The organism is Propioniciclava sp., assembly GCF_029977985.1.
Taxonomy (GTDB): Bacteria; Actinomycetota; Actinomycetes; order Propionibacteriales; family Propionibacteriaceae; genus Propioniciclava.
The window spans coordinates 1-6,509 of the sequence record NZ_JARKOT010000124.1; the positions used below are offsets into that span (position 1 = coordinate 1).

Here is a 6,509-nt window from a genome sequence, read left to right on the forward strand (position 1 = left end):
GGACAGCCACGGCACGATCCTGACCACGCCGTTCACCGTCACCCCGGACAACCCGGTCACCGGCTACCTGCCGCTCGGCGCCACCTGCTGCTGGGCGATGATCGACGGCGAGGCGGGCCGGATCGTCCGGCCGCTGCCCGGACCACTACAGCCTCTGGTGCCGAGCCGGATCGAGCTGCCGGTGCGAGGCCCGGTCGGCATCCAGACCGGCCTCAGGCCGCCCCTGCAGCTGAGCGCCCCGTTCGCGCTCACCGGCGTCGTGGCGACCCCGCTGGGCGACGCCCCGGTGGCCCGGCGCAGCCGTGCGCCGTACCACGTCTACGCCTCGCACATCGAGCGGCTGGTGGTCAGCGGCAGCGGCACCGTCCGGTCGGCGGCGTGGCTGCCCGCCGAGGCGGTGGACGTGTTCGAGCCGTTCCGGACCGCGCCGCTGCCGATCGGCCCGGGCGCCCGCTACCTCGGACCGGCCAACGGTCTGGCGTTCTCCCTCGACCGGGTGAAGCGCGGCGCCCCGCAGCGGGGTGGCATGCACGAGCACCCGACGCTCGCCGGCCCGTCCGCCTGCCCGCCGGTGAGCGTGGCGGACGAGGTGGTGCGGGTCGCCAAACTCGCCGCCGAACTGGAGCCGCACCTGGACCGGCTCGTCAACGACACCACCGCGCCGCCGTGGGAACTGACCGCCGTCGAGCAGGTGCTGGACGCCGGCGGCAACAATCTCGGCACGTCCGACCGGCTGATCCTCTACGACCTGCTGCAGGCGATGGTGGATCCGGGCCTGGCCCGCTGGCTCGGGCTGCTCGATGTGGACGAGGAGGCCGGCTGGAACGACGAGGTCGTGGTCGCCTACATCGTCCAGGGCCTGTTCCGCCCCGACTGGGACGCGATCGCCAAGGCCGGGCTCACCGCGACGCTGGACCCGTCCGGCATCTTCACCAGGCCGGACGTCGCCGCGAAGGCCGTCAGCTCCCACGCCGGCCAGCAGGCGGTCGACGAACCGGGCAAGCTGGGCGACGGGCCGTTCTTCCTCGCCAGGGTGGTGCTGGCGGCCACCACCGGGGTGCCGCTGGACAGCCCGGCGAACCCGGCGCTCGCGACCCCGGTGGCCGGCCCGTGGCTGCCCACGGTGCCGCCGGTCGCCGTCCGCGAACTGACCATGGACATCGAGCAGCTGGTGCCCGGCGCGGGGCTGGCCAGCGCGATCGCCCAGCCGTCCGGGGGGACGCCGGTCGAGCGGAACGCCGCCGACACCGTCGGCCGCCGGACGCTGATCGTGGCCAACCAGGCCGAGTCGGCGACCAGCCCGACGTCGGGCTTCCTCGACGACCGGGGGATCACCGAGGACGACGGCAGCTGGCAGCTCGCCCAGGCCGACTGGTTCGGCCGCTGGTCGGGCTGGAGCCGGACGGGGTTCGGTCCCGGCGTGCGTCCGGCGCCGCCGCGGCCCACGCTGACGCTGACCGTGATCCCGCCCGTGGTGCCCGACCCGGCGCCGACCGGGCCGCTGGCCGGCAAGGTCCGGGTCGAGGTGTCCGTGCCGCCGCTCAGCGGCCTGCCCGCCGGCGCGCGGCTGCTCGACCACCTCGAACTGACCAGCAGCGGCGGTGCCACGCCGGGCACCACCACGCACCCGATCGCCGATCCGACGAACCCACCCGAGACCCTGGTGATCGAGGTGGCCGGGCCTGCGCTCGCGCCGACGGCGAGCGGCACGGTGACCGTCACCGCGCTGTGGCGGGACGTCGCCGGCGCTGCCTCCGCCACATCGGAGCCGAAGACCGCGACCCTGTACGACCCACGTCCGCCGACCCCGGTCGTCCTGCCGCCCACGCTCACCTACACCGCGCGCCCCGATTCCACCGGCCGCGCCCGGGCAACCCTGACCTGGACGCCGGTCGCGGGGCAGGCGTCGTTCCGGGTGTTCGTCGCCGACGAGACCACCCTGCGGGCCAAGCTCGCCGACATCGTGGCCGGCCGGGCCGGCGCGGGCGACGCAGGACTCGCCCCGACCACCGTCCAGGCGCAGACGCTGCTCAACCAGCTCACCGCCGCCGGGGACGACGCGCCCGCCCGCGGTGCGGTCTGGGACGCGAACCGTACCCTGCTGCCGCGGCGCTGGTGGCTGCAGCTGACCGGCGAGCCGGTGCCCGCACCGCCGAGCGGACCGGTGGTGTTCTCCCACGACGTGTCCGGATCGCTGGCCGTACTGGTGCTGTACCGCGTGGTGGCGGTGAGCGCCGCCAGCGTCGAGTCGGACTTCGCGACCTCGCCGCTGCTGCCGCGTGGCGTCCCCAACCTGCTGGTGCCCCCCGAGCCGACACTCGCGGTGACGCCGGTGGTCGACGGTGCCGGCAACCTGCAGGCCGAACTGACGATCACCGTGCCTGCCGGGCCGACGCCGGCGGCCCGCTACCGGCTGCGCCGGGCCACGACGACGACCGACACCCTGCTGATGCCGATCGTCGGTGTCGGCGCGCTGCCGCCCCGGCCGTCGCCCGACCAGCCGCAGGTGCTCGTGGTCGGCGACACCGGGAACACCGTCGAGGGACCGCGCAGTGCCCTGCCGGCGTGGGTCACCTACCACTGGCGGGTGGAGGTCCAGGGTGCCCCGGCGCCCGGCGGTGGCCCGGACGGCGAGTGGTCGAGCCCGTCCGCGCCGGTGTCGACGCTGGTGCTGCCGCCGGACCCGCCGGTGACCGTCACCGACCTGACCGCCACCAGGGATGCCGCCGGCGTGCACGTCCGGTTCCGGCAGCCGGAACCGCTGGCCGGAGGCAGCACCACGGGCTACGCCGTCGACGTCTACCGCCAGCTGCCCGGCGCGGGGCTGCGGCTGCTCGCCAGCGTGCCCGGGCTGGCGCCGCCGCCGACCGGTCGCGGGACGAACCCGTCCGCGTTCTTCGACGTGGTGGACGCCGACGCGACCGTGCCCGCGGGCACCGGCTACCGGGTGGTGGTCACCGATCCGATCGGCCGCATGTCGGCCGCCAGTCCCCTGGTGGAGGCGCCATGACTCTCGCACCCGCCCCCGACACCCTCGGCCTGGAGTCCCCGGCGATCGGGCCCTGGTTCCGCACCGACGTGACGCTTCCCGTCCCCGGCGACGACCTCGGGGTGACCCTCAACCTCACCACCGGCGAGGACTGGCTGCCGCCGGCCGGCGGGCTGCTCTCCCTCGCCGTCGCCACCGACCCGCGTCCGGCCGTGCTCGCCGGGTTGCGGGGGCCGGACGGCAGCCCGGCCTTCACCACCGGACGGCTGGTGGCGCTGTTCCGGCTGCTGCCCGAGGTCGAGCAGCGGCTGGGCGCCCTGCTCACCCTGCCCACCGTGGACGGCACCACGCCGCCCGCCGGCACGGCCACCCGGGCGACCGTCCGCTGGTTCGCGCTCGAACTGCCCGAGAACCCGCCGCCGCTGGCCACGCTGCTCGACCGGATCGACCCACCCGTGCAGGGGTTCAGCAGCGACTCCGAGAAGGCCGGCCACCTCGGCCTCACCCAGACCGGCGGCAACCTGGGCAATGACGTCCACCCGATGGCCGACCTGAAGCGGGCCGGCAGCATCCTCGGGTTCGAGGACAAGCTGCTGACCTTCCCGGCCGCGGCCACGGTGAAGCTGTTCGCGTTCGATGTGCGCGGCCGTCCGCTCGATCCGGGCGCGGTCGCAGCCTGGTGGACGTCGCTGACCACCACGTTCAACAACCTGTGGGCGCCGGGCGTCACCCAGCGGACGGCGACCACCACCGCGCAACTCGGCTTCCACCTCACCTCGCCCAACGAGGCTCCGGCCCATCCGGGCGTGCTGGGCCGGCTGCAGGCCACGGGCCCCACCGGCACGGGACCGGTGCGGACGACCACCGGCGGGGCGAACCTCACCCTCACCGGCGGGACGGTGGACGCCGCCCCCCTGCCGCGAGTCGCGGTGCTGCCGGCCGGCAACTACCTGGCCGCGGCCAACCTCTGGGCGGCCGGCGCGGTCGGTGGCCTGACCAGGGACTTCGTCCGGGTCGCGCTGGTCGACCTCGAACTGCAGGTCACCGGCCAGCCCCGGGTCGCCGGCACCGGCGCCAGCGACGTCGAACAGCGCCGCGCGGACGACCAGAAGCGGACGACCAGCCAGATCCTGGTGGCGCAGGCCACCACCGACGCCACCGAGACGGTGCTGCTGGCCACCGCCGATGCGGCCATGGCGGGGCTGGTGGCCGTGCTCGGCGCCGGGTCGGCCACGCTGGCCGCGCCGGTGCTGGACCGGTCGGCCGGTGCGCTGGCGGCGCCGACGCTCCCGTCCGTGGCTCCGCCGGCGGCGCTGCCGAACGCGGTGACGATGGTCGCCCTCACCGGCGGCGGCACGGCGGCCGGCTCGACCGTGACCAACCAGCGGGTGCTCGTGCAGACCAGCTTCGACCCGTCGCTGGCGGGCGCCTGGCTGCGGGTGTGGCCCCAGTACTTCGACTCCGACAAGGGAGTTCACGAGCGCGGCGCCGGCGGCTCCGGCACGGTGGACGCGGCCGGGGTCGTCCGGGTCGTGGTGCGGCTGGCGGACGGCGACGTCACGCCCGACAACCGGATGGGCCTCGACCTGATGCTGGTCACGGCCACCCAGGCGATGCGCTACGCGGAGGTGCGGTTGGAGCGTCCGGTGCCGGTCGGCGGCACGATGCCGACCCTCGGCTCGGTCACCGACCCGGTGGTGGCGTGCGAGTCCGGCCAGACCTTCACCGGCGGGGTGCCGGCGGGGGCGTTGCCGTCCGGGAGCACGCTGGTCGGGCTGTCCACGCCGCCGGCGCTGGTCGATCCGGCGAGCGTGCCGAACGCCCAGTGGAATGCCCCGACCGTGGCCGCCGCGCTGGTGGCCGGGGACAGCTTCCTGCTCACCGAGCCGGCCTGGAAGGGCTGGCGTGGCGGCGAGACCGCGGAGGCCGTCGCCTCGGGTGGGGCCACCCCGTCGGTGATCGCCCGCCCCGGGCTGACCCGGCTGGTCCAGGTGGGCGCCCCGCTGCCCACGCAGGCGCGGGACGAGGTGGCGGCTGCCGTCGTCACCGCCGGCGTGGCCGATGCGGTCGTGGCCGCGGTCACGCCGCTCGGCGTCCACCACGAACTGCTGCCGCACCAGAGCGGGCATCCCGGCGCGCCCGGCGACGACGAGCGGCACGGCACCGGTGCCCGGCTGCGTGGACCGGCGGCCGTCGCGGTCGCGGAGATCCTGCGGGAACGCACCGCCGGCACGACGGTCGCCCTCGCCCAGGCCGCGGCCACGCCGCTCCCCCAACCCGCCGCACCCACCGTCCCCGGCACGTGGACGGCCGTACTGCGGACGGTTGGCTTCGGCGTGGAGGCCGAACCAGGGCTCACCCAGGTGCTGAACGCGACCGGGCTGGGTGCGTTCCCGTTCGACGGCACGTTCAGCGACATCCAGACCTGGCTGAGCACCAACGGGATCACGCTCCCGGGAAGCACCGGACCGGCTGCCGCCAGCGTGGTACGGGCGGTCAGCCGCCGCATGCTGGGCGCCCGTAGCGGCTACCGCGAGGCGCTGCAGGCCATGTTCACCGCCTTCGCCAGGGCGGAGGACTACATCTACCTCGAGACCCCGGCGATGGACTACGAGTTCGTCGCCAGCGGCACCGATGACGTGCTGAGGCTGTGGCAGGCGCTGATCGACCGGGCGGCGGAGAACCTCGCCCTGCAGGTGGTGGTCTGCCTGCCGGTGACGCTGGCGCCGGGGACGCCGGCGAAGCTGCAACGTGTCCGGGACAAGGGGGTTCTGGCCGCACTGGCCGCGCTGCGGACGGCCGCCGGTGAGCGGCTGGCGGTGTTCACCCCGGTCACCGGGCCGGGCCGGTCGCTGCACCTGGACGCCACCAGCGTCCTGGTCGACGACGCCTGGGCGATCACCGGCGGTGCCCACCTGTGGCGACGCGGACTGAGCTTCGACGCCTCCCTGGCGGTGTCCGCGTTCGACGAGCGGGTGGCCGGCGGGCGTCCGGCGGAGGTGGTGGCGTTCCGCCGAGCCCTGATCGCCGGCCGGCTGGGCCTGGCGGCGAACCTGCTGCCCGAGGACCCGGCCGAGCTCGTCCGGGCGATCCGGCAGCTGTCCGCCCGCGGCGGTGGCCTGCGGCTGAGCCCGGAGCCGATCGAGCAGCCCAAACCCGCCCCCGCCGAGTCGGACGTGGCGATCTGGAACCCCGACGGCTCCCCGGTCACCGGCTTCGACCCCCTCGGCTGGCTCGGGGGCCTCGCCGCCGAGGTCCAGGCGGAGCTCGCCGCCGAGGTCCCGGGCTCCCCCTGACCCCCGCCTCTCCACAACAAGGTGGAGCGAAACCGGCTACCACGCCGGGAAACTCTCCACTACGTGGTGTGGCGAAACCGGCCACGACGCCGGGTAGCTCTCCACCACGTGGTGTTGGCCGCTGCCGCTACGGCTTCAGGAGTTCGACGCCGTGCACGCCGCGATCGAAGGACTCCCACTCCGCCTTCGACAGGTTCTTCGTCCACGCGGAGAGCGGCGTCCAT

At 75.3% G+C, this 6,509-nt stretch carries 2 protein-coding genes; both read left to right on the plus strand.

Annotation, left to right across the window (positions count from 1 at the left end):
• The coding region (locus tag Q1K57_RS08020) for a hypothetical protein (RefSeq protein ID WP_300080730.1) at nucleotides 1-3,010 on the plus strand (3,010 nt) is incomplete at its 5' end.
• Nucleotides 3,007-6,285 (plus strand): hypothetical protein, encoded by a 3,279-nt coding sequence (locus Q1K57_RS08025; RefSeq protein ID WP_300080732.1) that lies wholly within the window; start codon nucleotides 3,007-3,009, stop codon nucleotides 6,283-6,285. The genes Q1K57_RS08020 and Q1K57_RS08025, both read left to right, overlap by 4 nt.
• The last annotated feature ends 224 nt before the right edge of the window (nucleotides 6,286-6,509 follow it).